Here is a 26,580-nt window from a genome sequence, read left to right on the forward strand (position 1 = left end):
GCTGGTGCTCGGCGGTTGTGGATGCATAGCATCGGTGCGGTGGGGCATCAACTGACGGGCAGCGGCGACGACCAAGGGGCGACGGTGATCGCGGCGGCGGAGGTCGGGGATGTGGTCGAACTGACGAAGCAGCTGGATAGATGGCCGGAGCTGGTGAACGCCAGAGGGTGGATGAATGTCACCCCGTTGATCGCGGCCACTTGGACGGCCGAATCGTTTGCCGCAGTGAAACTTCTGCTGGAACGGGGCGTGGATCCGTTCGCGAGGCGCGTGAACGGGGACAACGCCCTGCACTTCGCGACCACTGGTCCGATCGCTGGACTGCTCGCCGAGGCTGCTGGGTCGCGGGGGCTGTCGGTGCGATATCTGTTGGAAGCGACGCCGTTGCACGTCGCAGTCGAGAAGAACCGGCGCGATGTCGTAGAAGCTTTCCTGGCTGCGGGCGCTGATCCGGCGCTGACGGCTCGTCGGGCCACTGCCTTGGATATGGCGGACAACCCCGACATCGCGCGCCTGTTGATCAACGCCGGCGCCCCGGTGCAGACGTCGCAATCACACACTCCGCTGCACCGCGCGTGCACACGAGCCGATGAGCCGTTGTGGGTGGAGGTCGCCGAACTTCTGCTCGAACGCGGCGCAGATCCTGGACAACGTGACGAGTTCGGGGACACCGCGATCGACATCCTGAATCCTGATGCACCAGAGTCGTTGCGCACCAAAATGATCGACACCTTGCACAGCGCGCACTGGGCGCTCGACCTCAGTGACGTCGTCGTCGGCGCACACGAGGGATTGGCGATCCATCCCTCGCGTCCGGAAGCATTGAGCAGTATGTACTCCGGTGCCTACCTGGTGCATTGGCGGTTGACGCCCGGTCCCGAGCCGATGCGGATTATCAAAGTGCCCGGACGTCAGCGAATTCGTGGACCCTTCGGATCGCTGAAAGGTACGCGAATGGCGTTTCTGGCCGACGAATCCGTGCTGTTGCGCGACTGGTGCGACCTCGACATCGTCGAAGTACTGCCCGCTGAACTACTTCCGCGGCGGAGACTGCAGGGACAAGCGGCGTGTCGCCGGACGGCAGACTGCTCGCCCTGACCGGTAGTGAAGAGTTGGTGGTTGTCGATACCCGGCACGGTGTGCGCCACGACGCCGACAACGACGCGGAGATCCAACTGGGCGATTGGAGTCTCACGCCGCAGTTCTCGCCCGATGGGCGTTTCCTCGCGGTCGGCAACTGCATGCAGGGGTCGGCCTGGCTCAGCGGGATCGACGTCTCAGCGGAAGGTGTTCTCACCAGCCGCTACGAACAAGAAGACCTGCCACGGACTGATCACGGCGATCTGGTCGGAGCAGTGGAGTTCAGCCCGGACGGGCGCCGATTCGCCGCCTGGATCCGACCGGACCACGGTCAGAGCGGAGCCAACGGCTACCGCGGTCTCATCGTGGTCGTAGACACCGCTACCGGCGACCCGGTGTGGCACCTGCGCATCGACGACGACGTGACCGGTGCTCACGGCGGGTCATGTTGGGCGCCGCTGTGTTTCACCACCGGCGGCAGTTGGATCGCGGTCGGTCTCGACACCGGTGTGCTGTGGTTGAACGCCGAAACAGGCACACCCGCAACCGAATGCACGTCGATGGCTCCGGTCCGTGCCTTGGTGAGTGCCGCCCACGTCGGCGTTGTGGCGGCGACCGAGCGGAATGTCCATCGACTTACGCCGCCGTTGCTGTAGCCCTCGACAGTTCGATGGACTGCCTGCGTGAGCTGGTGCGGGGTCAGGCCGAGCGTGCCTGGAAAACCTCTGGGGGGTCGAGCAGGTGGGCGGCTTCCAGTTCGCGTTCGATCGCTGCTGCGGCGAAGTGCATGCCGGTGCGGCGCAGTTGCTCGATTCTGTTGTGCACCATGGCGATTCCGTATGATCGGATGACCTCGGCGATCCCGATTCTGCCGCACGGATCGATGACGAATCCCACAGCCGTGTCACTCATTTCCATCACAAGCCCCCAACGGGGATTCCTATCGATCCCTCTAGAAGCTTAGCGCCTTGCACGTGCATCTGCACGTGCAACGCGCTACCCGTCCAGATGGAAAAGGTTGTGGCACACTCGGGTTCGCGAAGAGTTGATGCCGACAGGAGTGTTCGTGGGTGAGGATGTGAGCGCCGTCGTCGGCGCGTGCGGCGGGCAGGACTCGGCGGAGGATCCTGCTCTGCTGCGCCGGGTGCTCGGGGTGCGGCTGCGGCGGCTGCGGGAGGCGGCCGGGATCAGCGGGGATGCTGCCGGTCGGGCGATTCGGGCCTCGCATTCGAAGATCAGTCGGCTCGAGGCCGGTCGGGTGAGCTTTCGGGCCGCCGACGTCGATGATCTGCTGACCGCGTACGGGGTGCGTGACGTCGAACTGCGCAACGAGTATCGACGGCTTGTGCAGCGGGCCAACGGGATCGGACGGTGGCACACCGGTGCGGATCTGACGGTCGAACGGCCGGACACCTACCTGGCGCTCGAGGATGCCGCAGCTCTGATCCGGTGCTATGCGCCGAACCTGCTGCCCGAATTGGTGTGGACGCCCTCCTACGCGCACACGGTCTACACGATCGCCGACCGGCAACCGGACATCCAGCGCCGCGTCGAAATGCTCGCGCAGCGGCAGCAACTGCTCACCCGCGAGGATCCGTCGAGGGCCTGGTTCGTCATCGAGGAGTCCGCGTTGCGCCGCCCGCTCGGCGGTGCCGAGGTCTGGCAGGGGCAGATGGAACATCTCGCCGAGCTGGCGCAACGCCCCAATGTGACCGTGCAGGTGGTGCCCGATCATGTCGGTGGCCCGGCCATCAGCGGCACGCCGTTCACCGTGTTGCGGTTCGCGGCGCCCGAATTGAGCGATATCGCGCACTATCAGCACCTGGCCGGCCCCCAGTTCCTCGAGAAGCCCAGCGAACTGGATCGATTCAATGCGGTCTGGGATCGGCTGTGCGTCTGTGCCTTTCCGCCTGAGCGAACCACTGAGCTGCTGGACACACTCGTCGACCTCTCCGTGTAGCGAACCTCGACCAGAACAGAGATCCCATGTCCGACAACGCCTTCGGTGCCGCGCTATCCATCGACATCGACACCACGATCGCCCACGAAGCACGCGTCTACGACTATTGGCTCGGCGGCAAAGACAACTACCCCGCCGACCGGGCGCTCGGCGACGCCATCGGCCAGCACGTCCCAGCCATCAAGACGATGGCACGCGCCAACCGCGCCTTCCTCGGCCGCGCTGTCCGGCATCTGGTCGGCGAGGCGGGGATCACCCAATTCCTCGACATCGGCACCGGGATACCCACGGCCGGAAACACCCACGAGGTCGCGCAACAGCTGGATCCCCATGCGCGGGTCGTCTACGTCGACAAGGATCCGATCGTGCTCGCGCACGCCCGCGCGCTGATGAGCAGCACCCCGCAGGGCCGCACCCGATTCATTCACGCCGACCTGCACGACCCCCGGTCGATCCTCGATCACCCCGATCTCGCCAGCACCCTCGACCTCGGCGAACCGGTTGCCATCATGCTCGTCGCGATCATGATGTACTTCCCCGACAGCGACCGTCCTCGCGACATCGTCGCCGAACTCCTCGATGCCGTCCCGTCCGGCAGCTACATCGCGATCACCCACCCCACCGCGGATTTCGCACCCGAGGCGGTGGCCGGAGTGACGGCGGCCGCGCACGCCGCGGGCATCTCCTTCCACCCCCGCAGCCACGCGGAAACCAGCGAGCTGTTCGCCGGAACCACCCTCATCGACCCCGGCCTGGTTCCCGTCGCGGCCTGGCGACCCGAACTCACCGACCGCCCCGTCGCTGTCGCGGAGGCCGAAAGTGCTTGGTACTGGGCAGGTATCGGTCGCAAACCCTGAGCTAGCCCCAGGTGCGGCGGGTGGCGGGCATGGCGACGTCGCCCGAAACCTGCGGCACCACACCGAGTACCTGGTGGATTCCGAGTCCGCCGTCCTCGAAACCGAGCGCGGAGGCAGCCATGTAGAGCCGCCAGATGCGAGCTCGCCCTTCGCCGACGAGTGAAACCGCTTGCTCCCAAGCGTTTTCCAGATTCGCGACCCACTGGCGAAGCGTGAGCGCGTAGTGCTCGCGCAAGGACTCGACGTCACGAACCTCGAATCCGGCCCGCTCCATGGCCAGGACGACCTCGCCCACGTCGACCAGTTCGCCGTCGGGGAAGACGTAGCGCCCGATGAAGGAGCGATTCTTCATGACGGAACCGCCGGGGGAGGAGATGGCGTGATTGAGCAGCCGTCCGCGCGGGCGCAGGAGTGCGCGCAGGGTGTCGAAATACTCGGCGGCACGCGTGGATCCGACGTGTTCGAACATGCCGATCGAGGAGATGGCGTCGAACTCCTCGCCGCGCAGGTCCCGATAGTCGGCGAGCCTGATCTCGATACTGCCCGACAACCCGGCGTCGGCGACTCGTTGCCGGGCGAGATCGACCTGCGCGCTGCTGATCGTGACGCCGACGACCTGCGCACCATAGGTCGACGCCGCGTGGATCGCCATGGAACCCCAACCGCATCCCACGTCGAGCAGGCGCAGACCCGACTGCTCGGCCAGACCCAGTTTGCGGCAGATCAGATCGTGCTTGGCGCGCTGGGCGGTTTCCAGCGAGCCGTCGTCGTCGGGCACGAACCGCGCGCAGGAGTAAGTCATGCTCGGTCCGAGAACCAGGCGGTAGAACTCGTTGCCGACGTCATAGTGATGACTGATCGCCGCCGCGTCGCGGCGTTTGGTGTGCAACGGCCCGCGCGGGGGCCGCGCTTCCTCGGGCGGTGGTGGTGGTCGGCGGCCCAGCGCTCCGAGTTGGCGTGCCGCACCGATGGCCTGCCAGGTCGCGCCGAGCCCGAGGCGGGCATCGTTGGGCGCGGTCGATTGGAGGGCGCGAAGCATGGTGAAGATGTCGCCGTCGAGATCGACTGTGCCGGAAACGAATGCACGCGCGAGGCCGAGTTCGCCGGGCGCCCAGATCAGGTGGCGCAGTGCGTCCTCTGATCGCACGCGCATCGTGCCGGGGCCGGCACCGTCGGGTTCGATCGTGCTGCCGTCCCAGAACTCGAAACCCACCGCAGGGTGCGGGCCGAGGGTGGCTCGCAGCAGAGGTTCGAAGGCGTCGGCGATAGTGGCCTGGTTGCCCATCAGACCACTATGGCGCGCGTCGAGGTGCTGGTGTGGCAATGACGCGGGCTGGGTTCGCGTCAGTCGTTGGCGCACCGGTACCCGCCCTGGGCGAGATCGGCGAGCCGCGACAACGACTCGCGGTTGCGTGGCCCGAGCAGTAGCGACTCGATGGCATCCGGTATCAGTCGACCCGGCCCGCGAACAGCTCGTTCGAACATGACCGCCTCACAGGACATCGAGTCGATGGCACGCAGCTCCACGCGGACCACCGCGGCGCCGATCGGCCAGGCCCTGGCGTCGAGTTCGATGGAGTGCGGGGCGTCGACGGAGGAGACCGAGGTGGTGTCCTGGATGGTGCAGGGCCAGGGGCCGACGCTGTGATGAATGCGCGCGCCGACAGCCGGCCAGGTGTCGTCCACGTCGCGGATATGGGAGGCGCCGACCACCCAACTCGCATACGACCAGCCGTCGGCCAACACCGCGAACACGTCGTCTATCGGGGCGTGGATGGTGCGTGTCACCTGAACCATGTCGTGGTTACCTCCTCGGCCGATTTCGAGCGGAGCTAACTGGCTATACCCGGTTGTCGTCGGCTGACACCGGCGACGATCGGGTCGCCGCTTGCGCCATGGACAACAGCAATTCGAGCGCGTACTGCACCGATCGTTCGACGACGTCGGCGGGATCACCGTCGAACTGCCGGTGTTCGGCGCGCGCAGCGCCGCGCGAAACCACACAGAACCAGACCGAACCGGGTGGCTCACCGTCCTGCGGATCGGGGCCGCCCGCACCGGTCGTCGCGACGGCGATATCGGCGTCCATCAGCGATCGCACCCCTTCTGCCATCGCTGTCGCCGCGGTCTCGGACACGACCGGCACATCGGGAACACCCAGCACCTGACGTTTGACTTCGGTGGCATAGGCGACCACCCCACCTCGGAACCACACCGCCGAATCCGGTGCCGCACCAAGGGCCGCGGCGACATTGCCCGCCGTCAACGACTCGGCAACGGCCACGGTGATCCCACATCTCTCGGCGAGCTCAGCGAGTCGGCGTGCGATCACGGTGCGTCCAGCACGCTCGCCGGGACGCCGTAGGGGAGAAAGCGGACGCGACGGCGATCGTCGGTGTTGTCGCGGTGGGCGCGCAAGGCCTCGAGCTCGTTCGGGAAGACCTGGTCGATCATGGCCTGGCCGTCCTCCTCGACTGTGTAGATCGCCCACACGCCGCTGCCGGTCGCACCGGTGGTCTCGTCCTCGGGTGCGGGCGGGCGTTGTGGCCCGACGAACTGGCCGAGCAGCGAAGACAGCGCGCCGACGCCGACTTGATCCACGCGATTCAGGTAGGCGCCTGCCTTTCCGAGCAGATCGCTGAGCTCGGCTCCTGTCCCGCGCAGCGCACGTTCGAAGCCTTCCGGATCGATGCCGAACGGCCCATTTGCCATCGCGTGCCCTCCTGAGGACGAGTTGGCTTGTCTCTCCACAGTGTCCTCGCCGATCGGCGGCTTCGCCATGATCTGACAACCTGGGATGAACGGCGGGTCCCAGGTTTACGCGCTGGCACCAGGGGAGGTGGGGCCGACCACGGCGTCGTTGACATCGGGCTTGTCGATTTCTTCTGGTTCTGATCCGGTCGCCGCGTCGATCTGCTCGCCGATATAGCGGATGACCACCGCGATCATCGCGACCACCGGTACCGCGAGGAACGCGCCGGTGATGCCGTAGAGGGAGCCGCCCGCGGTGACGGCGAGCAGCACGATCACCGCGTGTAGTTCCATACTGCGGCTCTGCAGGACCGGTTGCAGCACATTGCCTTCCAGTTGCTGCACCGCGATGACGACACCGAGCACGATCAGCGCGGTAGTGAGCCCGTTGCCGACCAGCGCGACGAGCACAGCCAGCGCACCGGCGACGAAAGCTCCGACCATCGGGACGAATCCGCCGACGAAGGTGATCACCGTCAGCACCATCGCCAACGGAACATCGAGGATGAACAGTGCCGCGCCGATGCAGACGGCGTCGACCATGCTGACGATCGCCTGGGTGCGGATGAAGCCGCCCAGGGTCGCCCAGACTCGTTCCAGGACGGCCTCGACGTGGCGGCCGCTGCGGTCGCCGAGCACCCGGTGGGTCCAGGGCAGGAACCGCGAGCCGTCTTTCAGGAAGAAGAACACCAGCACCAGGACCAGGAACACGGTGATCAGGACCGAGGTGGCAGTGGACACGCCGCTGAACACTCCGTTGGCGATCTGCGCGCCGCTGGACTGGAGGCGCGTCACGATCGCGTCGACCGCGGAATCGAGTTGCTCGTCGCGGATGTTGAGCGGTGGGCCCTGGATCCAGTCGCGGACCTGGTTCACCCCGTCGGTGGCCTTGTCGGCGAGTTCGGGTGATTGATCGGCCACCGAGGGCACGATCAGCGCGATGACCCCGGCCAGCAAGGCGACGAATCCGAGCAGCGTGGTCGTGGCGGCGAGCGCGGGCGGCCACCTGTGTTTCGTCAGCCAGTGCGACAGCGGCCAGAGGACCGTGGTGACCACGATCGCCAGCGCGACGGGCAGGATCACCACCCACAGTCGACCGGTGATCGTGCCGAGCACCCACGCGCCCGCCGCGATCGCCACGATGCACAGCGACCATTTGGCCAGCCACAACAGCCCGCCGCCGATCACTTCCCCGCGCTCACGGCCCGTCTTCGGGTTCGGTTGCGCCTCACTGGTTTCTTTCCCCTGCGCGCTCACGCCGTCAGTCTGGCACGAACGTCGGGTCCGCTCTAGTCGCTGACCGATTCAGGCAGGTCGGTCGGCGCGCTGGGCGAGGAAAACTCGTTCCAGCAGTGCGTGCAAGGAGTCGCGATCCTGATCGCTGAGCCTGTTCAAGCCGTCTTGGGTGACGCGCATTTTCGCCGCGAGCGCGTCGGTGACGCGCTCGCCCTCGGGCGTGATGACCAGAAAGGCGTAGCGTGCAAGCCCGGTCCTTCAGCACCGGGTCAGCGCGTCAGCTTCGGCCTTCCTGGGGCGCGGGGTGGCCGTTGCTGTTGCTCGATTTACTGCCTCACGAGAGAGACCGGCGCGCCGCCGCAGGACGAGGCGAGGTAGCTAGGACTCCACAGGTGTCCGTTTATGCTGTGCTGGTTCACCCAGTGCGCGTACTCGACACGAAGGCGGCGAGCCGACACCCCCTCGATGCTGTTCACCAGTCTCGACACCGCGACCTTGGGCGCGTACTCGGCGAGCAGGTGCACATGGTCGGTTTCGCCGTTGAATTCGACCAGAGTCGCTTCGAAGTCGGTGCACACCTCGCGCATCACCCGCTCGCAGGTGGTGAGTCATGTCGTCGGTACTCTCGATCTTGTGCAACTCCGGTACAACTACCGCGTGTATCCGACGCCGAGTCAACAGGATTCGTTGGCTCGGGTATTCGGTTGCGCACGTGTGGTGTACAACGACGCATTACGCGCCCGCCGCGATGCTCACGCCGCAGGGTTGCCGTACATCAAGGACTCGGCGTTGCAGACCAGGGTGATCACCGAGGCCAAGCGGACACAGGAACGGGCGTGGCTGGCCGAAGTGTCATCGGTGGCACTGGTTCAAGCGTTGGGCGATCTGCACACCGCGTTCCGCAACTTCTTCGCGTCCGTCACTGGGAAACGCAAGGGCGCGAGGGTCGCTGCTCCGAGGTTCCGGTCCCGCAAGGACAACCGGCAGGCGATTCGGTTCACTCGCAACGGTTTCTCGCTGCGCCCGAACCGGCGACTGTATGTCGCGAAGATCGGTGAACTGAAACTCGCGTGGTCGCGGGAACTGCCCGCCGACCCGTCGTCGGTCACGATCGTCAAGGACGCGGCGGGCCGCTACTTTGCGTCGTTCGTTGTGGAGGTCGACGCGCAGCCGCTCACCTTGGTCGATTCCGAGGTCGGAATCGATTTGGGCTTGGCTACGTTCGCGGTCCTGTCGGATGGGAAGACGATCGCCTCGCCAAGGTTCCTGCGGCAGGCCGAACGCCGGTTGCGGAAGGTGCAGCAGTCGTTGTCCCGTAAGGACAAAGGCTCGAAGAATCGGTCCAAGGCGCGGCTGCGGGTCGCGAAGGCTCATGCGAGGGTGGCCGATACGCGCCGGGATTGGGCGCACAAACAGTCCACGACGATTATCCGCGACAACCAAGCGGTCTACGTCGAGGACCTGTGTGTGAAGGGGTTGGCCCGGACTCGGTTGGCGAAGTCGGTGCACGATGCTGGGTGGGGCATGTTCACCTCTATGTTGGAGGAGAAAGCCGCCCGGTACGGGCGGACGTTGGTCAAGGTGGATCGTTGGTTCCCGTCCACCCGCCTGTGCTCGGAGTGTGGAGTTGTGGGCGAGAAGAGGCCGTTGCATGTTCGGGAATGGACGTGTGGGTGCGGTGCGGTCCACGACCGCGATCGCAATGCTGCGGTCAACATCCTCGCCGCCGGACAGGCGGAGAGGCTAAACGCCTGCGGAGGGACTGTAAGTCCTGCCGCCTAGCGGAAGGCACGTCCCTGTGAAACAGGAACCCACCGGAGGACCGCGAGGTTCAGGAGGAATCCCGGCCCTTCAGGGGTCGGGAGGATGTCAAGCGCATGTTCTCCCCGTGGGGGGTGTCGTCACCGGGGGCACCTATGTCGACCACGAGTCCGCCGGGCAGAGCGATCGTGTGCCGCGATTCCACGGCGACGAGCAGCTGGCCGACTGGCGGGCGGATCCGACGAACTGAAGCCCTACGACGCGGCGGCACGGAAGACACTGAGCTGAGGTTCGCGGCGCCCGCTGGTGTGGCGAGCTCCACCAGCGGGCGCGCGATTGGTTTCGTCGCCGCTGCGTAGTCCGTCCCAGTCGGGGTATGCGCTGAATACTTCTGTTCGGCGATGCTGGGAGGCGTCATGGTGGATGTAGACGAGAAAGTCTCGACCGGCCGCGGCGGACGGCTGCGGATTCCGCGGAGCCGGGGCGCGTTGGGCGGGCTGGCGGTGCTGCTCCTCGGGATCTGGGGCGCACTCATCCCGTTCGTCGGCCCGTATTTCGATTTCGCGTACACCCCCGACGAGGCGTGGGCCTGGACGTCGGCGCGCGGCTGGCTGCAGGTCCTGCCGGGTGTCGTCGCGATTGTCGGTGGGCTGTTGATGCTGATGAGCCGCAACCGGCTGGTCGCGAGTTTCGGTGGCTGGCTGGCGGTGGCGGCTGGCGTATGGTTCGTGATCGGGCCGTTCCTGGCCGCGCTGCTGCGGCTCGGCGACATCGGCGAACCGGTAGCGACCACGGATCTGAAGCGCGCACTGCTGCAGCTGACGTTCTTCTACGGACTCGGCGCGCTGATCCTGTTCTTCGCCGCGAGCTCGCTGGGACGACTGTCGGTGCGCAGCACACGAGACATCGCCTTCGCCGAACGCGTCGGTGCCGATCAGCGCCGCGTGGTCGAGAAAGAGGAAGTGGTTCCAGACGGCGGCGCCCACACCACTACCGGCCGACTACACCCCACCGACATCCGGCACCGGCCGGTCTGATCAGGCCGCTTTGACGGTGACCATGGTGTCGGCGCTGGGGAAGTCGAGCACGCGGAGGCGGCCGGTGACCAGGTCGACGGTGTCGGCGACGACTCGACCGGCACGGCGGGCGTCATCGGCGAAGCTCGTGCTGACCACCCGGTAGCTGCGCTTGGTGGTGACCACGACATCTCCTGGCTGCAGCGACCCGGCCGCGGTGGGGGGCTCGGTCGTCGGGGGTTCGGCCGGTTTCCGTATGAGCTCGATCAGTTTCAGCAACCTGTTCTCCACACTGTGAAACGTCCGCCAGGACGTCCCGTTCGCCGGATGCGCGAACGGAGTCGAACTGTTTATACCCAGCCTCATAACGTTTGAACCCTCGGATTCCGGACAGCGACTTCGCGGGCTGCAAGGCGCTGCCTGCCTGTCGAGGTCTCTGCTCACCCGCGCGGATATCACTCCCGAGTCCGATTCCGTCTCATACCAAGGGATTACGGCGGACGAGAAATCGCTCGATAGCGTCGAGATCTATGACGAAACCTGCTCTGGTCCCCGAGTCCACCCCACGGTCACCACGGCGAGGCGCCGACGGTGACTACGCCCGGCTGCTGCGCCGGATCTCCGAAGCCGGGCTGATGAACCGTCGCCCCGGCTACTACGCCATCCGGCTCGGCCTCGTCGGGATCATGTTCGCGGGCGGCTGGGCGACGTTCTTCCTGGTCGGCGATTCGTGGTGGACGCTGCTGATCGCGGCGTTCATGGCGGTGACGTTCGCCCAGGTCGCACTGGTGATGCACGATGTCGCGCATCGCCAGGTGTTCCGGCTGCGTCAGCCGACCGAACTGGTGGGACGTATCGCGGGCAATGCGGGCATCGGCCTCGGCTACGGCTGGTGGCAGGACAAGCACACCCGCCATCACGCCAACCCCAACCACGAGGAACTCGACCCCGACGTCGCACCCGACATCCTGGTCTGGTCGCAACAGCAGGCCCGCTCCAGCCGCGGTCTGCCTCGCCTCATCGGGCGGGCGCAGGCCTTCCTGTTCTTTCCCCTCCTGCTGCTGGAGGGTCTCAACCTGCACGTGGCGGGCGTGCGCGCGCTGCGGAATCGCTCGGTCAAACATCGTGGCTGGGAGGGTGCGCTGCTGTTGGGTCACTTCGCCCTCTATCTGACCGCGCTGTTCGCGGTGCTGCCCGTCGACAAAGCGCTCGTGTTCCTCGCCGTCCACCAGGGCCTGTTCGGCCTCTACATGGGCTGCATCTTCGCCCCCAACCACAAAGGCATGCCCACCCTGACCGGCGACGATCGCCCCGACTTCCTCCGCCGCCAGGTGCTGACCTCCCGCAATGTGCGCGGCGGCGTGGTGACCGACCTCGCTCTCGGCGGACTCAACTATCAGATCGAACACCACCTGTTCCCGAGCATGCCGACGCCGAATCTGCGCCACGCCCAGGTGATCGTCCGCGACTACTGCGCCGAAATCGGCGTCCCGTACCACGAGACCGGGCTGATCGCCTCGTACCGCGAGGCGCTGACCCACCTGCACCAGGTCGGGGCCCCGCTCCGCTCGTGACGTCAGGGCAGGTCTTCGAACCGGACATCGTGCGCGACGGCGGTGGCGTGCAGGCCATCGTCGCCCGGTTGGATCGCGGTCAGCCGCGCACCCAGTGGCAGTTCCTTCAACGGCACGACGAAGGCCAGGGATTGGCGCACCAGCGCCAGCGAGACAGTCGGCCCGCCGCCCACAGCCTGGACGGAGACCGGTGTGACCTCGATGCCCGCCTCGGTCGGCGCGACGGTGGCGAAGACCGTCGCGGGCACAGACAGCCCCGCCACCTTGAACGTCCCAGTGGCCCGCAGCCCCTCCGGACTGTTGGAGATCGACTCCACCCCCGACGGTGCGAAACGCTGCACGACATCGAAGGGAACCACGGCCGTCGCGGTCGCCGTGCCCGCGACAAGATTCGAGGTGCGATTGCTGATCACATCGGACAGCGGTGCGGCGACGTCGGCCAGTGCGACTTCGAGGTTGTGGACCGAGATATCGTGCCCACTCCAGTCCCCGATCCGGATGTCGATGTCGCGATAGGTGCCATCGACGGCCTGAGTCAGAAACGGAAACCCACCGATTTCGACGTCGGGTTGATGCGGCAGGTTGTACTCGGCCGCGACCTTGCGCCCGATCTCGTTCTGCGCCATCACGACCCCGACACGATCGCCCACGACCAGCGCGATCGCCAGCACAACGATCAATATCAGTAGCGCGCGCATACATTCACCCTCTCGGCCATCCCACCATCATGGCGCGAATCGTGGACGTGTGGCGATTTCGATCCCGCGCCCTTGTTCTTCGCGTTCCCGTTCGACACTGCGCCGCAAGGGTTTTCGGTGTGTTGTTCGGCACCGGATTGCGTGCTTCACGTCGCGTGTTCGACTCGCTACCCTTCGACTACATGCTGTAGTAGACAGGGGTTGTCATGAACGGGCTGCAGAACAAGACGGCGTTGGTCACCGGATCGAGCCGAGGAATCGGGCGTGCCATCGCGACCAGGCTCGCGCACGACGGGGCGTTGGTCGCGGTGCACTACGCGACGAACAAGGAGGCAGCGGCCCAGACTGTCGCATCGATCGAGAACGCCGGTGGCAGCGCCTTCAAAGTCCGGGCCGAACTGGGTGAGCCGGACGCGGTTTCGGAACTGTTCGCGGCGCTGGAGGCAGAACTCGAAAACCGAACCGGGGCACCGAGATTGGACATTCTGGTGAACAATGCCGCGCACGCCGGGTTCGACGAGATGGCGCCAGAAGCGGTGACGCCGGAAATCTTCGACCGCTTCATCGCGGTCAACGCCAAAGCGCCATTTTTCCTTACCCAGCGTGCGCTGAGGCTGATGCCGTCCGGCGGGCGGATCATCAATATTTCGTCGGGCATCACCAGAACTTCCCATCCTGGTCAAACGGTCTATGCGATCAGCAAAGCCGCCATGGAGCAGATCACGGTGCAACTGGCGCGGCACATCGGCCCCAAGGAGATCACGATCAACACCGTCGCGGCCGGCGTGACGAACAACGGCAGCCCGGTCTTCTCGAACCCACAGGCTGTCGCGGAGATGGCGGCATGGTCGGCCATCGGCCGCGTCGGTGAGGTCGACGACATCGCCGATGTCGTGGGATTCCTCGCATCCGATGACGCACGCTGGATCACCGGCGCGTACCTCGATGTTTCCGGCGGCATCCTGGCCGGACGGTGACGCGAGAGCACGGACCGGCTGCGGCGCCGGTCCGGCTCCCGGGACCTAAGCGGGGAGTGTGCTCGCGTCGCGTTCGAACCTCCGCACGAGGACCGCATGCGCTATCGGGATGAGTAGCTCGACGGGGATCATCAGGATGTAGAACCCGTGCGGTGCTCCCGCCACTGCCCACGCCAGGATCCGGGCCAGCCCGCCGAGAAAGAACAACAGCCCCAGCACATCGATAACTCTGGCGCGCCCGACGACATCGGCCGCCGCCCAGATGAACGCCGCACCGTACGCGGCGAAGAGCACGCTGTAGAAGCGCAGATCCGACTCCATGGTGGCGTTGACCTCGCCGCCACCGAAATACGTCACCTGGCCGAACAGCAAGTGCGCCAACGCAATACCCACCACAGCAACGCCGAACACTCGAAGCCATACCTGGAATACGCGCATCGCCAACCCCCCCTTGTTTGACAAATGTCTGATAGGGATACCGTAGCCGCCTCGAACCACCGGCACGGCGCTCGACGCCACCTTCGGAGCACACGCCGCGTCGCGCGGGACGGTCCGCTGAGGGCCCGATCTGGTGCAGCCGGTCGTGGTCCATGACCGAGCCCGCGACGTGCCAGGCGGTTCGGCCTGAAATGATCTGTGGTGGCGTGCCGCCCGGTGGGGGTGGCCTCGGCTGGAACGGGAACTCGTGAGCTCCGCTGTACTTCTGATTGTGGTCGTGCTGGTTGTGGCGGTGATGTTCGCGGTGCCGTGGTGGGTGTTGGTGGCCGCGCCGACCGGGCGGAGTGGGCGGCTGTATCGGGTCGGCACCGGGATGTGTGTGGTCGGGTTGCTTGGTGTTCCGGTCGCCATGTTCTTCGGGCACGGGCCGCCGCAGTTCGACCCGGCGGCGATCGTGGGGGACATGCTGCTCGGGGTGTTGTGGGTGGTGTTCGTGTGGTCGGTGATCGGGGCGGTGGTTCGGGGTGGGCTGAGCATTGCCGGGGTGAAGGGGGTGCGCGCGAGTCGGGGCGTGGCGCTGGCGGTGGTGGTGATCTCGGTGGGGCTCACCGGGTACGGCGTGTACGAGGCGCGGAAGGTTCCGCAGGTTCGGACCGTCGACATCGCGATTCCGTGTCTGGACGACAGGCTCGACGGGTTGCGCGTTGTGGTGCTCACCGACACCCATTTCGCGGCGATCGATCGCGAGGACTGGTCGCGCGAAGTGGTCGAGGTGGTCAACGCGCAGCGGCCCGATCTCGTGGGTCTGGCCGGGGATCTGGTCGACGGGTCGGTGGAGCAGCGGCGCGATCAGGTCGCTCCGCTCGCCGAGGTGAAGGCACCGCTCGGCCGGTTCTATATCACCGGCAATCACGAGTACCTCGATGATGCGCAGAGCTGGATCGACTACATGGCCTCGATCGGCTGGCAGCCGCTGCACAACGCGCACCAGACCGTCGAACGCGATGGTGGTCGATTGGTTGTCGCCGGTATCGATGACCCAACCGCTGACGTTCCCGGCCACGGCCCCGACCTACCGGCCGCGCTCGCGGGCACCGACCCCGCGCTGCCGGTCGTCCTGCTGGCTCATCAGCCGAAACAAGTTGCCGATGCCTCCGCCGCAGGGGTCGAATTGCAGATCTCGGGGCACACGCACGGCGGTCAGATCTGGCCGTTCAACTACCTGGTCCGGCTCGATCAGCCCGTCGTCTCGGGCCTGAGCCGACACACGAACACCCAGCTCTACACCAGCCGCGGCACCGGCTACTGGGGTCCGCCGATGCGGGTGTTCGCGCCGAGTGAGATCACCGTGCTGGTGTTGCACCCGCAGCGGTGAGGTGGACGATGCGGTCGTCCCCGGGAGCGGGGTCGCCGCGTCCGTCGGTGTTGTTCGTCAGCACCCAGAGCGACCCGTCCGGTGCGACGGCCACATCGCGAAGGCGCCCGTATTCGCCGACCAGGCTTTCGGTCGAAGATGAGAGGTTGTCGAGCGGTATTCGACGTAGCCGCTCGCCGCGCAGATTCGCGACAAACAGCGACCCGTCGACATTCGTCATCCCGCTGGGACTGGCCTCGGCCGGTTTCCACTGCTGAACAGGGTCGATGAGACCCGCCCGCCCTGCGATGCCCTCGACCTCGGGCCACCCGTAATTGCCGCCGGGTTCGATGAGATTGAGTTCGTCCCAAGTGTTCTGGCCGAATTCGCTGGCGAACATCCGCCCGTCCGGTGTCCAGGTGATGCCCTGCGGATTCCGGTGACCGTAGCTGTAGACGAGCGAACCCGGTGTCGGATTGTCGGCCGGCGCTTGCCCATTCGGCGTCATGCGCAGGATCTTCCCGCCGAGGCCGGCGCGATCCTGGGCACTCGGTCGATCGCCCGCATCGCCGACGGTGGCATACAGCATTCCGTCGGGTCCGAATGCGATCCGGCCGCCGTTATGGTTGGCGGCGGCCGGTAGCCCGGTGAGAATCGTCGTGCCGCCGCCGAGTGCGAGGTTGCCCGGCTGTCCGGTGAGGTCGAATCGTTCGATGCGGTTGTCGCCCGTGGCGGTGTAGTAGACGAACAGCTGCCCCGCACGCACGGCGAGACCGAGCAGACCACCTTCACCGGAAGCCTCGACCCCGTCGATGACCCCCACCTCGAATTGCGTTCCGTCGCCGCCGATTTCGAGAATCCGCCCGCTGTCCCGTTCGCTCACCAGCGCGGCAGTGCCGTGGAATGCGATGGACCACGGCGCGTCGAGTTCGTCGGTGACGGTCGAGTTGTGCGGGCTCGAGCGGGTGCTCGACGGGTCAGGCGCACACGCGCACAGCAGACCGAGGACGACGAGCAACGCTGCCTTGCGGAACTCCATGCATCGAGGTTAAGCCCAGCGAACAGTTCACCCCACCTTGTAAGTCCCCGCGCCCGCCGCGATGAGGCGACCGTCGTCGGTGGCGACGATGTCGACCCGGCAGGTGCTGAGTTGGCGCCCGGCGCGCAGGCGAGTGCCGATGATGTCGACGCTTTCGGCGTGTGCGGGCTGGATGAAGTCGATCGACATCGAGACGGTCACGCCGCGTAATTGTTCGGGCAGTCGGTCTCCGGCCCAGGATGCGGCCATGATGCCGATGTCGATGCAGCCCGCGAGGGCGCCGCCGTGAACCATGTTGCCGACGGTGACGAGTTCTTCGCGGAAGGGCATCCGCAGGCGAGCCCGGCCCTCTTCGATGTCGACGAGTTCGATGCCCATGTACCGAACGAAGGGGGATTGCGGGAGGAACAGAGCCATGGCTTCGCTGCCGGTTCGGGGGAGCTGCGGGGAGAGGGTCATCGGGACTCCTATCGGAAGTTGACTACGATATCAGAATAAGACTACGGTATTCGGTATGACGTTGGAACCCCCGACCGACCGACGCAAACGTCGGACCCACACCGCGGTACTCGACGCCGCGCAGGTCTTGTTCCTGCGAGAGGGCTACCGCGGCACCACCATCGACATGCTCGCCACCGAGGCCGACGTGGCGGTCAGTTCGATCTACGCCAATTTCCGCGAGGGCAAGGCTGACGTCTATGCCGCGCTGGCCTGGCGCATCGCGACCCTGCACGCGGATGCGATGTCGGCACCGATCGACGGTGAATCGACCCCGCGCGACGATGTAGCCGCCGTCTACGACCGCTACGTCGCCTTCCATCGGGAGAGCCCTCTAGCTCTGCGAATCCTCGCGCTGACCGACATCGACGTCAGCGAATCCGAACTGGCGACGACGGCGAAGGCGCGGATCGACGCCGTACTCGGCGGCTTGATCGAATCCTTCGCCACCGCAGTGCGGTTGGTGGGCTGCGATGTCGAACCCCATGCGCTGGTGATGGTTTCGTGGGCCGCGGTGAACGGGGCCTACTCCCTGTTCCAGCGCAGGATCATCGACGAATCAACCCTGGAAACCATGCTCGCCATCGCCCGAGCTGATCTGCTGTCCCACCTAGGAGATAACCGTGCGTCGTGACGGCGAACTGAGTCTGATGCAGCAGATCCGCACTGCGGGTTCAGCATTGGGCTCGCAGACTGTGGCCTTACCGCATCTGATCCGAGGGCTACGTCGGGTGGGGGACGGTTCGGGGTGGGCAGCGCCGGTGCCGCCGGATTCGAGACTGTGTCGGTCCGCCCTGGCAGAAGCCACCGAGACACTCACTCCCGCGCTGCTCGCCCACAGCTTGCGATGCTGGGAATTCGGCATGGCCCTGGCGCAGGTGGACAACGTCCGGCCCGATCCCGAGGCGCTCTACATCGCCTGTGTGCTCCACGATGTCGCCGTCGGCGAACCGGCCGATCCCACCGTGGGTTGCTTCGCGCTGCTCGGCGCACGCCACGCCCGCGCCTTCGTCCTCGACCGTGGCGCCACGCCCGAGCTGGGTGAGTGCGTCCACACCGCCATCGCCCGCCACCTGGACCCGGCGACGCCGCACACACATGGTGCGGAAGCGGCACTGCTGCACGACGCCGCCCACTTGGATGTCACGGGTTTGCGTGCCCACCAAGTGGATTCGCGCCAACTCGCCGCCATCGACGCCCGCCACAGCAGGGCCGGATTCGCCACCGAGTTCACCGCTGCCATGCGAGATGAGGCGCGCATCCGACCACGTTCGACAGCGGCGACGCTCTGGTACTCGGGCATGCGGGTAGCCATCGCGCTCAACCCGTTGGATCGCTGACAGCTCAGCGCGCCCCGACGATGCGCAGGGCCATGTCGGCGTAGGCGGCGGCGATGTCCTCCGGGCTCCAGTCGCCCTCGTCGCGGTACCAGCGGGCGATATCGATGCCGAGCGAGAGCAGGGCGACCCCGGCCATCCGCGGGTTGGGAGTGTCGAAAACGCCCGCTGCGACGCCACGTTCGACCAGATCGCGGATCTCGCGGTCGATCCGGTGGCGGATGTCGAGGATCTCGGCGTAGTGCTCAGGCGTGAGCGCGGACAGCTCGTAGTTCACGACCCTGGCGCCGGTGTGGCCCCTGGCGTGATGAGCGGCGAAGGCGTGCACTACATTTCGCAGCGCGGTGGCCGGTTCATCGGACGACTCGACCCCCTTCAGGACGAGGTCGAGTGTTTCCTCGTGCCCGGACCGCGAGATCAGATAGAGCAGCTCTTCCTTCGATTTGTGATGCACATACACCGCGGCCGGACTCAGGCCCGCGGCTGCGGCGATGTCGCGCGTGGTGGTGCCGTTGAAGCCCTTCTCGGCGAAGGCGGCGATGGCCGCGTCGAGGAGACGCGCGCGGGTCGCGTCGGAGCGGGCTTCTGTCATGTCGGTCATCGCCGGGTCATTATCTCGCCCCGGAACCGCCTCCCTCGGAGCAGGTGGTGTGACATGGATTACAGAGATCGGCATATTGACGCCCGCCGTCGGCCTGATGCACGATGCTGACTAAGCAAGCGCTTACTTAATTGAGGAGATTCGATGCCGGAAGCCGTAATCGTCGCCGCCGCCCGTTCCCCGATCGGCCGGGCAGGCAAGGGGTCGCTGAAGGACATGCGCCCCGACGACCTGACCGTGCAGATGGTCCAGGCGGCATTGGCACAGGTACCGGCGCTGAACCCCGCCGAGATCGAGGACCTGGTGCTCGGCTGCGGGCAGCCCGCGGGCGAGTCGGGCTTCAATATGGCCCGGGTGGTCGCGGTGCTGGCCGGCCTCGACGCGGTGCCCGGCACGACCGTCAACCGCTATTGCTCCTCGAGCTTGCAGACCACCCGCATGGCCCTGCACGCGATCAAGGCCGGTGAGGGCGAGGTCTTCATCTCGGCCGGTGTGGAGACGGTGAGCCGCTACGTCAAGGGCAACGCCGACGGTCTGCCCGACACCCAGAATCCGTCTTTCGCCGACGCGGTGGCACGCACCGAAACGCGGGCCGCGGGCGGCTCGACCTGGGCCGATCCGCGCATCGACGGACTGGCTCCCGATGTGTACATCGCGATGGGACAGACGGCGGAGAACGTCGCCCAGTTCACCGGCATCACCCGCGCGGAGCAGGACGCCTTCGGTGTCCGGTCACAGAACCTGGCGGAGAAGGCGATCGCCAACGGCTTCTGGGCCACCGACATCACCCCGGTCACGCTGCCGGACGGCACGGTGGTCAGCGCCGACGACGGCCCGCGCGCGGGCGTCACCCTGGAGGCGGTCTCGGCGCTGAAGCCGGTGTTCCGCCCCGACGGCACGGTCACCGCGGGCAACTGCTGTGCGCTCAACGACGGCGCGGCAGCGCTGGTGATCATGTCCGACACGCGCGCGAAGGAACTCGGGCTCACCCCGCTGGCTCGGGTCGTCAGCACCGGCGTCTCGGCGCTCTCGCCCGAGGTCATGGGCCTTGGTCCGATCGAGGCGTCGAAGAAGGCGCTGCAGCGCGCCGGTCTCACCATCGATGACATCGACCTGGTGGAGATCAACGAGGCCTTCGCGGTGCAGGTGCTCGGCTCGGCCCGCGAGCTCGGCATCCCCGAGGACAAACTCAATATCAACGGCGGCGCGATCGCGGTGGGACACCCGTTCGGCATGACCGGGGCGCGGATCACCAGCACGTTGATCAACTCACTTCGCTTCCACGACAAGCAGTTCGGTCTCGAGACCATGTGCGTCGGCGGCGGCCAGGGCATGGCGATGGTGCTGGAGCGTCTGTCGTGACCGGCCGTTTCGCGGGCAAGACCGCGATCGTGACGGGGGCGAGCCGGGGCATCGGTTACGGCATCGCTGAGCGCCTTGTCGCCGAGGGGGCGAAGGTCGTGATCACCGCCCGCAAACAGGACGCGCTCGATGACGCGGTCGAGCAGTTGGGTGGCGTGGAGCATGCGCTCGGGGTGGCCGGGCGCGCTGATGACACCGATCATCAGGCCGATGCCGTGGCCCGGGCGATCGAGGCGTTCGGCAGCGTCGATCTGCTGGTGAACAACACCGGCATCAACCCGGTGTACGGGCCGATGATCGAGATGGATCTGCAGGCCGCGCGCAAGATCATCGAGGTCAACTGCCTGGCCGCACTGTCGTGGGCGCAGCAGGTGCACAAGGCGTGGATGGGCGAGCACGGCGGCGCGGTCGTGAATGTCTCCTCGGTCGCCGGGTTGCGGCCCGCGCCGGGCATCGGTTTCTACGGTGCCAGCAAGGCGATGCTCACCTACATCACCCAGGAACTGGCTGTCGAGCTCGGCCCGAACATCCGGGTCAACGCGGTGGCACCGGCCGTGGTGAAGACGAAGTTCGCCACCGCGCTCTACGAGGGGCGCGAGGAGGAAGTCGCCTCGACCTACCCGCTCAAGCGACTCGGCGTCCCCGAGGACATCGCCGGTGCGGTGACGTTCCTGCTCTCCGCCGATGCCGCCTGGATCACCGGCCAGCTGTTGGTCGTCGACGGTGGCATGACCTTGACCGGCGGCGTCTGAAACACCCACTTGCACAGACACATCGAACCCATCAGGAGTGACATGAGTACCACCAACACCGCGATCGTCACCGGTGCCGCCCGAGGCATCGGCGCGGCCGTGGCCCGCCGCCTGGCCGCGGACGGATTCGCCGTCGCCGTCATCGATCTCGACGAAGCCGCGGGCAAACCGGTGGTCGCGGAGATCGAAGCCGCTGGTGGCCGGGCGATCGCGATCGGCGCCGACGTCGCCGACGAGGCCGCGGTCGAAGCCGCCGTCGAGCGGGTCGCCACCGAGCTCGGCGCGCCCACCGTGCTGGTCAACAATGCCGGTGTCCTGCGCGACAACCTGCTCTTCCGGATGACCGCCGACGACTGGGACACGGTCATGAACGTGCACCTGCGCGGGTCGTTCCTGATGACGAGGGCGGCCCAGAAGTACATGACCAAAGCCGGTTACGGACGCATCGTCAACCTGTCGAGCACCTCGGCGCTCGGCAATCGCGGCCAGGCCAACTACGCCGCCGCCAAGGCCGGATTGCAGGGATTCACCAAGACCCTCGCCTTCGAACTCGGCAAGTTCGGCATCACGGCGAACGCGGTCGCACCCGGCTTCATCGAAACCGAGATGACCGCGGCGACGGCGGCACGCATGGGTGTCGCGTTCGAGGACCTCAAGGCCGGAGCGGCAGCGGAGATCCCTGTGGCGCGCACCGGTGTGCCCGACGATATCGCGCACGCGGTGTCGTTCTTCGTCAGCGAGGGCGCCGGTTTCGTCTCCGGACAGGTGCTCTACGTCGCGGGCGGGCCGAAGGCATGAGGACTTTCCAGGGCATCGACGAACTCGTTGGCGCGGTCGGCACACACCTCGGCTACTCCGAGTGGCACACCGTCACCCAGACCCAGATCGACACCTTCGCCGATGCCACCGGCGATCACCAGTGGATCCATGTCGATCCGGCGAGGGCGGCGCAAGGCCCGTTCGGAACCACCATCGCGCACGGCTATCTGACGCTGTCGCTGGTTCCGGATCTGGTCGGCCAGGTCTATCGGATCGAGGGCGTCCGCATGGGAGTCAACTACGGCGCCAACAAGCTTCGGTTCCCGGCACCGGTGCCGGTCGACTCGAAGGTTCGCGCCGGTGTCGAGTTGCTGTCGGTGCAGCCGGGCGGCGGCGGACATCTGGTCACCGCGAAGGTCACCGTCGAACGCGAGGTCGGCGACAAGCCGGTGTGCGTGGTCGAGACCGTCTCGCTCGTGGTGGTGTGATGGTGGACCGGACCGAACTTCCCGGACTCGATCTCGAACGCTTCTCGGCGTGGTTTCGGGCCGAGATCCCCGGCGTCGACTCGGCGATCAGTGGTCGGCTGATCGCGGGCGGGAAGTCGAACCTGACCTACGAGGTCACCGATGGAGCCCGGCGGTGGATCGTCCGTCGTCCACCACTGGGGCATGTGCTGGCGACCGCGCACGACATGACGCGTGAGTACCGGGTGATGGCGGCGTTGCGGCCGACCGGTGTCCCGGTGCCCGAGATGTACGCGTTCTGTCAGGACTCCGAAGTGCTCGGCGCGCCCTTCTACGTGATGGAACGCGTCGAGGGCACGCCATATCGCGACGCGGCCGAGCTGATTGCGCTGGGACCTGAACGGACCAGGGCGATTTCGATCGATCTGATCGACACCCTCGCCGCGCTGCACGCTGTCGACCCGGAGGCGGTCGGGCTGGCGGACTTCGGTCGACCGACGGGTTTCCTTGCGCGCCAAGTGAACCGGTGGCGCAAGCAGCTCGACGCATCGCACACCCGCGACCTGCCCGCGGCCGTCGAGTTGCACGCACGCCTTGCCGCCGACGTCCCCGCCGAGTCACCGGTCGGGATCGTGCACGGCGACTTCCGGCTGGACAACGTGTTGACCGACGCCGACGACCGACCCGCTGCCGTGATCGATTGGGAGATGGCCACTCTCGGTGACCCACTCACCGACCTGGCGTTGATGATCGTCTACGGCCGCCTCGCAGCCGGAACCTCGGCCAACGCGAACGTGGCGGACGCCTCTGTAGCGCCCGGTTTCCTCTCCGAAGCCGAGATCATCGCGCGCTACACCGCCCGCAGCGACCGCGATATGTCGCGCTTCGGCTTCTACCTGGGTCTCGCGGCCTTCAAACTCGCCGCGATTCTCGAGGGCGTGCACTACCGCTACCTGCACGGCCAGACTGTGGGCGCGGGCTTCGATTCCATCGGTGCCGCGGTCGAACCGCTGCTCGAAACCGGCCTTGCCGCACTGGGTTCCGAGGAGAAAGCGGTCGATATCCCCAGCCCGCGATAAGACTGCCTACTCACCCGACCTGTGTCACGAGGTCGTGTGCGGCGGCGACCGGGGCATTGGTGACGTTGCCTGCGTGGGTGTTCAGGCCCAGCGCGAGGCTGGGATCTTCCGCGCAGGCGCGTTCCCAGCCCTTGTCGGCCAAGGCCACCACGTACGGCAGCGTCGCGTTGGTCAGGGCGTAGGTCGAGGTGTGCGGCACTGATCCCGGCATGTTCGCGACGCAGTAGAACGTCGACCCGTGCACCGGATAGGTCGGATCCGCGTGGGTGGTCGGGTGCGTGTCTTCGAAACAACCGCCCTGGTCGACGGCGATATCGACCAGCACCGAACCCGGTTTCATCTGCGCGACCAGTTCGTTGCTCACCAGTTTGGGTGCGGCGGCGCCGGGGATCAGGACCGCGCCGATCACCATGTCCGCCGCGCGCACCTCCTCGGCGATCGCCAGCTTCGACGACGCCAACCCGTGCACGCGATTATTGTAGCGCCAGAACGACATTCGCAACTTGTCGAGGTCGGTGTCGAGCAGCGTCACGTCCGCGCCCATGCCGAGGGCGATATTGGCCGCGTTCTGGCCCGCGACACCGGCGCCGATGATGACCACCTTGGCCTGATCGACGCCGCCGACCCCGCCGAGCAGCACCCCGCGACCGCCGTAGGGCTTCATCAACGCGTGCGCGCCGACCTGCGGCGCCAGACAGCCCGCGACCTCCGACATCGGATACAGCAGCGGCAATCCGCCGGAGGGCAGTTGCACGGTCTCATAGGCGATGGCCGTAACCCGTTGTGCCAGTAGCTGTTCGGTCAACGGCCGATCCGCGGCCAGATGCAGGTAGGTGAACAGGATCAACCCTTCGCGCAGGCGGTGGTATTCCTGCTCGACGGGCTCCTTGACCTTCAACACCAGGTCCGCGCCCGCCCAGACATCATCGGCGTCGGCGAGGATCTGCGCGCCCGCGGCCAGATATTCGGAATCCGGAATCGATGATCCCACCCCGGCCCCGGCTTCGATGATCACGGAATGACCGTTCGACACGAGTTCGTGCACCCCGATCGGCGTGATCGCGACACGGAATTCGTTGTTCTTGACTTCCTTGGGGACACCGATGCGCATGATTGCTGCTCCTTCAGGATGCTCGGGTTCTGTTACGAGCATCGAGAATTTCTGCGGCAATCGTCTATAACTCCTGCACAAGCTACGGAATTTGTTACATATGCCGAGTATTCTGCGGTGATGGCGTCGCCACAGCAACATCAATCGCACCCCGTGCAGCCGTTCCGCGGGTCGCCATCGAACCTCGACGACATCGACCGCCGCCTACTCGCCGAACTCGCCGAGGACGCCCGCGTCCCCAACAACGTCCTGGCCGCCCGGGTGGGCATCGCCGCGTCCACCTGTTCACTGCGACTACGCAGGCTCCGCGACCTCGGCGCGATCCGCGGCTTCTACACCGACATCGCCCCGGAGGCACTTGGCCTGCCGATCCAGGCGATGATCTCGGTCCAGGTCCAACCGGCCGCCCGTGCCCGCATCGGTGAACTCAGTACCAAGCTCGCCGCACTCCCGGGCGTGGTGAACGTGTACTTCCTCGCAGGCACGGTCGACTTCCTGATCCAGGTATCGGCAGCCTCCCCGGACGCACTGCGCGAGTTCGTCACCCAGGAACTCAGCGCAACCCGCGAATTCGCCTCGACCGAAACAAGTCTGGTCTTCGAACACATCCGAAGCACCCACCCCACCCACTGAGGTCAGGCGTGTGGTTCAGCGGGGGACGGTGCGGCGGCGAGGTTGGTTGCGGCCCAGTTGGCGAGCAGGGCCAACGCGTCGGCTGATGGGCTGGCGGGTTCGGGGCTGTAGAACGTCAGGACCAAGCCCGGCTCGGCCGGTAGCGGCATCGTCTCGTAGCCGACCTCGATGTCACCGACCACGGGGTGGTGGAAACTTTTGGTGCCGGTGTAGTGCAGGCGCACATTGAGCCTTTTTCATCCTGTCGCTGAACCATGTTGCACCGCAGCGTGATTGACCTACGGCTCGGGATGCGAACTGGCGAAGCCCCTGATAAGAGAGCTGATTACCACATCCACTCGTCCACCAGAGGCTTCACTTGCTGTTCTACCCTGCCGCGCTGCCGCTGTCACCTTCGACCCTGCACTTCGTCGCCGGCGTGATCCGCCGCCACCGCCGCGAAATCGGTTCACGCTGGCGGGTACTGGATCCGGGTCAACAAGCGATGCTCGTGCTGGTCTACCTGCGCAAAGGCGAACCGTTCACCGAGCTCGGGGCAGGGTTCGGCATCTCGACTACGACGGCGTGGCGCTACGTCGAGGAAACAACGACGGTGCTCGCGGCACGAGCACCAGGATTGAAATCAGCGCTGCGGACAGCGAAAGCCGCAGGTCATAGTTATTTGATCCTCGATGGCACCGTGATCGCGATCGATCGGATCGCTGCGGATCGACCGTTCTACTCGGGCAAGCATCGGTTGCACGGGATGAACGTGCAGGTCCTGGCCTCGCCGGACGGTGAGATCGTGTGGCTGTCACCGGCGTTGCCGGGCAGTGTCGATGACAGCAAAGCTGCTTGGATCTGGCAGATCGTGAGCGAGTTGGTCCTCGGCGGCTGGATAGTGCTGGCGGACAAGGGATATCAAGGTTTCGTAGGTGTCCTCACTCCGTACAAGGGCAGGAACAAGCCGACGTCGCAGAAGGAAGCCAACCGTGCCCACGCACGGCTACGCGGCCGCGGGGGAGCGGGCATTCGCCCAGCTCAAAGTGTGGAAGATCCTGAGAAAGCTGCGTTGTTGTCCCGACAAGACGACTCGGCTCGTCAAGGCGATCGGAGTTCTTCAGGACCGTGAGCTTCAGGCTGCGGCAGCAGGATGAAAAAGGCTCACTGGTCGACCGCGCTCGCCGCTGTGTCGGCAACGCTCGCGGTGGCAGTCGGCGCTGTAGCCATCTACCATTCGATGAACAAGCCCACACCCGCT

The 26,580-nt window shown here is 66.2% G+C and carries 32 protein-coding genes and 2 pseudogenes; 19 read left to right on the plus strand and 15 right to left on the minus strand.

The genetic code is table 11. The features are described from left to right. The first annotated feature begins 39 nt into the window (after positions 1-39). Complete coding sequence (locus ACFW6D_RS09450; protein ID WP_379326479.1) at positions 40-1,098, plus strand: ankyrin repeat domain-containing protein; 1,059 nt, start codon at positions 40-42, stop codon at positions 1,096-1,098. Next, positions 1,068-1,736 carry a hypothetical protein gene (locus tag ACFW6D_RS09455; RefSeq protein WP_379326481.1) on the plus strand — a complete coding sequence of 223 codons (669 nt, stop codon included), beginning with the start codon at positions 1,068-1,070 and terminating at the stop codon, positions 1,734-1,736. Before ACFW6D_RS09450 ends, ACFW6D_RS09455 begins: the two co-directional genes overlap by 31 nt. A 43-nt stretch (positions 1,737-1,779) precedes the next feature. Here ACFW6D_RS09455 and ACFW6D_RS09460 read toward each other — a convergent pair whose 3' ends face one another. Further along, positions 1,780-1,908 (minus strand): hypothetical protein, encoded by a 129-nt coding sequence (locus ACFW6D_RS09460; RefSeq protein ID WP_379326483.1) that lies wholly within the window; start codon positions 1,906-1,908, stop codon positions 1,780-1,782. A 238-nt stretch (positions 1,909-2,146) separates the two neighbouring features. On the opposite strand from ACFW6D_RS09460, the gene ACFW6D_RS09465 reads away from it, so the two are divergent. Together ACFW6D_RS09465 and ACFW6D_RS09470 are read left to right on the plus strand one after the other, a co-directional pair. Further along, entirely contained in the window at positions 2,147-3,040 is an 894-nt protein-coding gene (locus ACFW6D_RS09465) for a helix-turn-helix domain-containing protein (protein ID WP_379326485.1), read from the plus strand. A 26-nt stretch (positions 3,041-3,066) separates the two neighbouring features. Further along, positions 3,067-3,897: an SAM-dependent methyltransferase gene (locus tag ACFW6D_RS09470; protein WP_379326487.1), complete on the plus strand. Its 831-nt coding sequence runs from the start codon at positions 3,067-3,069 to the stop codon at positions 3,895-3,897. Position 3,898: 1 nt separating this feature from the next. On the opposite strand, the gene ACFW6D_RS09475 is transcribed toward ACFW6D_RS09470, so the two are convergent. From ACFW6D_RS09475 to tnpA, 6 genes and pseudogenes are all read right to left on the minus strand, one after another. Beyond that, complete coding sequence (locus ACFW6D_RS09475; protein WP_379326489.1) at positions 3,899-5,182, minus strand: class I SAM-dependent methyltransferase; 1,284 nt, start codon at positions 5,180-5,182, stop codon at positions 3,899-3,901. A 59-nt stretch (positions 5,183-5,241) separates the two neighbouring features. Beyond that, complete coding sequence (locus ACFW6D_RS09480) at positions 5,242-5,694, minus strand: SRPBCC family protein (protein WP_379326491.1); 453 nt, start codon at positions 5,692-5,694, stop codon at positions 5,242-5,244. Positions 5,695-5,737: 43 nt separating this feature from the next. Then, complete coding sequence (locus ACFW6D_RS09485) at positions 5,738-6,229, minus strand: CinA family protein (RefSeq protein WP_379326493.1); 492 nt, start codon at positions 6,227-6,229, stop codon at positions 5,738-5,740. Further along, positions 6,226-6,609: a hypothetical protein gene (locus ACFW6D_RS09490; protein ID WP_379326495.1), complete on the minus strand. Its 384-nt coding sequence runs from the start codon at positions 6,607-6,609 to the stop codon at positions 6,226-6,228. The genes ACFW6D_RS09485 and ACFW6D_RS09490 overlap by 4 nt, the downstream gene beginning before the upstream one ends. A gap of 105 nt (positions 6,610-6,714) precedes the next feature. After that, positions 6,715-7,905, minus strand: a complete 1,191-nt coding sequence (locus ACFW6D_RS09495) for an AI-2E family transporter (protein WP_379326497.1) — start codon at positions 7,903-7,905, stop codon at positions 6,715-6,717. Between the two features lie 305 nt (positions 7,906-8,210). Further along, a pseudogene (gene tnpA / locus ACFW6D_RS09500) lies at positions 8,211-8,492 on the minus strand (IS200/IS605 family transposase); the annotation flags it as partial. Positions 8,493-8,517: 25 nt separating this feature from the next. Here tnpA and ACFW6D_RS09505 point away from each other — a divergent pair. The 3 genes from ACFW6D_RS09505 (at position 8,518) to ACFW6D_RS09515 (ending at position 10,682) form a co-directional block, all read left to right on the plus strand. Beyond that, positions 8,518-9,666, plus strand: a complete 1,149-nt coding sequence (locus tag ACFW6D_RS09505; protein WP_379326499.1) for an RNA-guided endonuclease InsQ/TnpB family protein — start codon at positions 8,518-8,520, stop codon at positions 9,664-9,666. 106 nt (positions 9,667-9,772) lie between these two features. Next, positions 9,773-9,895, plus strand: coding sequence for a hypothetical protein (locus ACFW6D_RS09510; RefSeq protein WP_379326501.1), 123 nt, complete (start codon positions 9,773-9,775; stop codon positions 9,893-9,895). 166 nt (positions 9,896-10,061) lie between these two features. Further along, a complete protein-coding gene (locus ACFW6D_RS09515; protein WP_379326503.1) occupies positions 10,062-10,682 on the plus strand; it encodes a hypothetical protein in 621 nt (206 codons plus the stop codon). On the opposite strand, the gene ACFW6D_RS09520 is transcribed toward ACFW6D_RS09515, so the two are convergent. Beyond that, positions 10,683-10,847, minus strand: a complete 165-nt coding sequence (locus ACFW6D_RS09520) for a hypothetical protein (protein WP_379326505.1) — start codon at positions 10,845-10,847, stop codon at positions 10,683-10,685. Positions 10,848-11,191: 344 nt separating this feature from the next. Here ACFW6D_RS09520 and ACFW6D_RS09525 point away from each other — a divergent pair, with 344 nt between their 5' ends. Beyond that, positions 11,192-12,235, plus strand: coding sequence for a fatty acid desaturase family protein (locus ACFW6D_RS09525; RefSeq protein WP_379326507.1), 1,044 nt, complete (start codon positions 11,192-11,194; stop codon positions 12,233-12,235). Between the two features lie 2 nt (positions 12,236-12,237). Here ACFW6D_RS09525 and ACFW6D_RS09530 read toward each other — a convergent pair whose 3' ends face one another. Continuing rightward, the gene (locus tag ACFW6D_RS09530; protein WP_379326509.1) at positions 12,238-12,933 is read right to left on the minus strand and encodes a DUF2993 domain-containing protein; all 696 of its coding nucleotides are present in this window, start codon (positions 12,931-12,933) and stop codon (positions 12,238-12,240) included. Positions 12,934-13,139: 206 nt separating this feature from the next. Between ACFW6D_RS09530 and ACFW6D_RS09535 the strand changes: the two genes are divergently transcribed. Then, positions 13,140-13,910, plus strand: coding sequence for an SDR family oxidoreductase (locus tag ACFW6D_RS09535; protein ID WP_379326511.1), 771 nt, complete (start codon positions 13,140-13,142; stop codon positions 13,908-13,910). A gap of 45 nt (positions 13,911-13,955) precedes the next feature. Here ACFW6D_RS09535 and ACFW6D_RS09540 read toward each other — a convergent pair whose 3' ends face one another. Continuing rightward, on the minus strand, positions 13,956-14,348 hold the full coding sequence (locus ACFW6D_RS09540; protein ID WP_379326513.1) for a DUF4345 domain-containing protein: 393 nt from the start codon (positions 14,346-14,348) through the stop codon (positions 13,956-13,958). A 271-nt stretch (positions 14,349-14,619) separates the two neighbouring features. On the opposite strand from ACFW6D_RS09540, the gene ACFW6D_RS09545 reads away from it, so the two are divergent. Further along, positions 14,620-15,723: a metallophosphoesterase gene (locus tag ACFW6D_RS09545; protein WP_379326515.1), complete on the plus strand. Its 1,104-nt coding sequence runs from the start codon at positions 14,620-14,622 to the stop codon at positions 15,721-15,723. On the opposite strand, the gene ACFW6D_RS09550 is transcribed toward ACFW6D_RS09545, so the two are convergent. Next, entirely contained in the window at positions 15,692-16,741 is a 1,050-nt protein-coding gene (locus ACFW6D_RS09550; RefSeq protein WP_379326517.1) for a PQQ-dependent sugar dehydrogenase, read from the minus strand. The genes ACFW6D_RS09545 and ACFW6D_RS09550 overlap by 32 nt on opposite strands. Positions 16,742-16,768: 27 nt before the next feature. Then, a complete protein-coding gene (locus tag ACFW6D_RS09555; RefSeq protein WP_379229981.1) occupies positions 16,769-17,200 on the minus strand; it encodes a PaaI family thioesterase in 432 nt (143 codons plus the stop codon). Between the two features lie 55 nt (positions 17,201-17,255). Between ACFW6D_RS09555 and ACFW6D_RS09560 the strand changes: the two genes are divergently transcribed. Next, the gene (locus ACFW6D_RS09560; RefSeq protein ID WP_379326519.1) at positions 17,256-17,873 is read left to right on the plus strand and encodes a TetR/AcrR family transcriptional regulator; all 618 of its coding nucleotides are present in this window, start codon (positions 17,256-17,258) and stop codon (positions 17,871-17,873) included. Next, complete coding sequence (locus ACFW6D_RS09565; protein WP_379326521.1) at positions 17,863-18,579, plus strand: hypothetical protein; 717 nt, start codon at positions 17,863-17,865, stop codon at positions 18,577-18,579. Before ACFW6D_RS09560 ends, ACFW6D_RS09565 begins: the two co-directional genes overlap by 11 nt. 4 nt (positions 18,580-18,583) lie before the next feature. On the opposite strand, the gene ACFW6D_RS09570 is transcribed toward ACFW6D_RS09565, so the two are convergent. Continuing rightward, positions 18,584-19,177 carry a TetR family transcriptional regulator gene (locus ACFW6D_RS09570; RefSeq protein WP_379326523.1) on the minus strand — a complete coding sequence of 198 codons (594 nt, stop codon included), beginning with the start codon at positions 19,175-19,177 and terminating at the stop codon, positions 18,584-18,586. 144 nt (positions 19,178-19,321) lie between these two features. Between ACFW6D_RS09570 and ACFW6D_RS09575 the strand changes: the two genes are divergently transcribed. The 5 genes from ACFW6D_RS09575 to ACFW6D_RS09595 are packed head-to-tail and all read left to right on the plus strand — an operon-like array spanning position 19,322 to position 23,596. Further along, positions 19,322-20,539: an acetyl-CoA C-acetyltransferase gene (locus tag ACFW6D_RS09575; RefSeq protein WP_379326525.1), complete on the plus strand. Its 1,218-nt coding sequence runs from the start codon at positions 19,322-19,324 to the stop codon at positions 20,537-20,539. Further along, a complete protein-coding gene (locus ACFW6D_RS09580; RefSeq protein ID WP_379326527.1) occupies positions 20,536-21,291 on the plus strand; it encodes an SDR family oxidoreductase in 756 nt (251 codons plus the stop codon). The genes ACFW6D_RS09575 and ACFW6D_RS09580 overlap by 4 nt, the downstream gene beginning before the upstream one ends. A gap of 42 nt (positions 21,292-21,333) precedes the next feature. Beyond that, positions 21,334-22,089, plus strand: a complete 756-nt coding sequence (gene fabG / locus ACFW6D_RS09585; RefSeq protein WP_379326529.1) for a 3-oxoacyl-ACP reductase FabG — start codon at positions 21,334-21,336, stop codon at positions 22,087-22,089. Beyond that, complete coding sequence (locus ACFW6D_RS09590) at positions 22,086-22,538, plus strand: MaoC family dehydratase (protein WP_379326531.1); 453 nt, start codon at positions 22,086-22,088, stop codon at positions 22,536-22,538. The genes fabG and ACFW6D_RS09590 overlap by 4 nt, the downstream gene beginning before the upstream one ends. Beyond that, positions 22,538-23,596, plus strand: coding sequence for a phosphotransferase family protein (locus ACFW6D_RS09595; RefSeq protein ID WP_379326533.1), 1,059 nt, complete (start codon positions 22,538-22,540; stop codon positions 23,594-23,596). Before ACFW6D_RS09590 ends, ACFW6D_RS09595 begins: the two co-directional genes overlap by 1 nt. Before the next feature lie 10 nt (positions 23,597-23,606). Here ACFW6D_RS09595 and ald read toward each other — a convergent pair whose 3' ends face one another. Next, positions 23,607-24,707, minus strand: coding sequence for an alanine dehydrogenase (gene ald, locus ACFW6D_RS09600; RefSeq protein ID WP_379326535.1), 1,101 nt, complete (start codon positions 24,705-24,707; stop codon positions 23,607-23,609). Positions 24,708-24,827: 120 nt separating this feature from the next. Here ald and ACFW6D_RS09605 point away from each other — a divergent pair, with 120 nt between their 5' ends. Further along, positions 24,828-25,340, plus strand: coding sequence for an Lrp/AsnC family transcriptional regulator (locus tag ACFW6D_RS09605; protein ID WP_379326537.1), 513 nt, complete (start codon positions 24,828-24,830; stop codon positions 25,338-25,340). A 2-nt stretch (positions 25,341-25,342) separates the two neighbouring features. On the opposite strand, the gene ACFW6D_RS09610 is transcribed toward ACFW6D_RS09605, so the two are convergent. Continuing rightward, a complete protein-coding gene (locus ACFW6D_RS09610) occupies positions 25,343-25,564 on the minus strand; it encodes a hypothetical protein (RefSeq protein ID WP_379326539.1) in 222 nt (73 codons plus the stop codon). A gap of 134 nt (positions 25,565-25,698) precedes the next feature. Here ACFW6D_RS09610 and ACFW6D_RS09615 point away from each other — a divergent pair. Continuing rightward, positions 25,699-26,476, plus strand: a pseudogene (locus ACFW6D_RS09615) (transposase family protein). Positions 26,477-26,580: the final 104 nt, after the last annotated feature.

The organism is Nocardia sp. NPDC058705 (genome assembly GCF_042749305.1).
Classification (GTDB): Bacteria; Actinomycetota; Actinomycetes; order Mycobacteriales; family Mycobacteriaceae; genus Nocardia.

Coding starts and splice junctions, on each gene's coding strand:
- ACFW6D_RS09525 (WP_379326507.1), top strand. CDS start 11,192: ATGACGAAACCTGCTCTGGTCCCCGAGTCCACCCCACGGTCACCACGG.
- ACFW6D_RS09590 (WP_379326531.1), top strand. CDS start 22,086: ATGAGGACTTTCCAGGGCATCGACGAACTCGTTGGCGCGGTCGGCACA.
- ACFW6D_RS09460 (WP_379326483.1), bottom strand. CDS start 1,908: ATGGTGCACAACAGAATCGAGCAACTGCGCCGCACCGGCATGCACTTC.
- ACFW6D_RS09560 (WP_379326519.1), top strand. CDS start 17,256: ATGACGTTGGAACCCCCGACCGACCGACGCAAACGTCGGACCCACACC.
- ACFW6D_RS09475 (WP_379326489.1), bottom strand. CDS start 5,182: ATGGGCAACCAGGCCACTATCGCCGACGCCTTCGAACCTCTGCTGCGA.
- ACFW6D_RS09480 (WP_379326491.1), bottom strand. CDS start 5,694: ATGGTTCAGGTGACACGCACCATCCACGCCCCGATAGACGACGTGTTC.
- ACFW6D_RS09570 (WP_379326523.1), bottom strand. CDS start 19,177: ATGACCGACATGACAGAAGCCCGCTCCGACGCGACCCGCGCGCGTCTC.
- ACFW6D_RS09530 (WP_379326509.1), bottom strand. CDS start 12,933: ATGCGCGCGCTACTGATATTGATCGTTGTGCTGGCGATCGCGCTGGTC.
- ACFW6D_RS09515 (WP_379326503.1), top strand. CDS start 10,062: ATGGTGGATGTAGACGAGAAAGTCTCGACCGGCCGCGGCGGACGGCTG.
- fabG (WP_379326529.1), top strand. CDS start 21,334: ATGAGTACCACCAACACCGCGATCGTCACCGGTGCCGCCCGAGGCATC.
- ACFW6D_RS09595 (WP_379326533.1), top strand. CDS start 22,538: ATGGTGGACCGGACCGAACTTCCCGGACTCGATCTCGAACGCTTCTCG.
- ald (WP_379326535.1), bottom strand. CDS start 24,707: ATGCGCATCGGTGTCCCCAAGGAAGTCAAGAACAACGAATTCCGTGTC.
- ACFW6D_RS09540 (WP_379326513.1), bottom strand. CDS start 14,348: ATGCGCGTATTCCAGGTATGGCTTCGAGTGTTCGGCGTTGCTGTGGTG.
- ACFW6D_RS09535 (WP_379326511.1), top strand. CDS start 13,140: ATGAACGGGCTGCAGAACAAGACGGCGTTGGTCACCGGATCGAGCCGA.
- ACFW6D_RS09555 (WP_379229981.1), bottom strand. CDS start 17,200: ATGACCCTCTCCCCGCAGCTCCCCCGAACCGGCAGCGAAGCCATGGCT.
- ACFW6D_RS09605 (WP_379326537.1), top strand. CDS start 24,828: ATGGCGTCGCCACAGCAACATCAATCGCACCCCGTGCAGCCGTTCCGC.
- ACFW6D_RS09470 (WP_379326487.1), top strand. CDS start 3,067: ATGTCCGACAACGCCTTCGGTGCCGCGCTATCCATCGACATCGACACC.
- ACFW6D_RS09575 (WP_379326525.1), top strand. CDS start 19,322: ATGCCGGAAGCCGTAATCGTCGCCGCCGCCCGTTCCCCGATCGGCCGG.
- ACFW6D_RS09490 (WP_379326495.1), bottom strand. CDS start 6,609: ATGGCAAATGGGCCGTTCGGCATCGATCCGGAAGGCTTCGAACGTGCG.
- ACFW6D_RS09550 (WP_379326517.1), bottom strand. CDS start 16,741: ATGGAGTTCCGCAAGGCAGCGTTGCTCGTCGTCCTCGGTCTGCTGTGC.